Below are 461 nucleotides of genomic sequence, written 5' to 3'. Positions count from 1 at the left end.
CCGCTCGCCCTCGCCGGGGCCGTCCACCTCTACATCCTCATCGCCCGCCAGCCCACTGGGCCCGCACTGACCGACCGGCCCGGACACCCCGGACAGCCGGACACACTGACCGTCCGCACCGACCGGGTCACCACCGACAGGCCGGGGCTGACCGACCGAACTGACCGGGAGCGTCCGGAACTGACCGGCCCGCCGGACAGTGACCGACCGGCCCCAGTGGCGGCCGGACACCCGGTGACCGAACTGACCGCGCCTGCCCCTTCCGCCCCGGACACCCACCCGGTCACCACTGGCCCGGTCACCCCGAGCGGGGACACCCCGGCCGACCGGAGCGGACAGCCGGTCACCCTGCCCGATCCTGAGCCCGAGCACACCGGCCGCGACGAGGCCGCACCGTCCGGGGAACCGGACAGCAGACCCGCCACGGACACCGCACCGACCGGGCTGACCGGCCCGGAGGG

General features: G+C 75.9%; 1 pseudogene. It reads left to right on the top strand.

Annotated elements, in window-relative coordinates:
* Window positions 1-461, top strand: a pseudogene (locus FF041_RS38320) (DUF2637 domain-containing protein); the annotation flags it as partial.

The organism is Streptomyces jumonjinensis, from assembly GCF_009600885.1.
Taxonomy (GTDB): Bacteria; Actinomycetota; Actinomycetes; order Streptomycetales; family Streptomycetaceae; genus Streptomyces; species Streptomyces jumonjinensis.
Note: the sequence above shows the minus strand (reverse complement) of the source record. Positions and strands in the feature narration are given on the sequence as shown.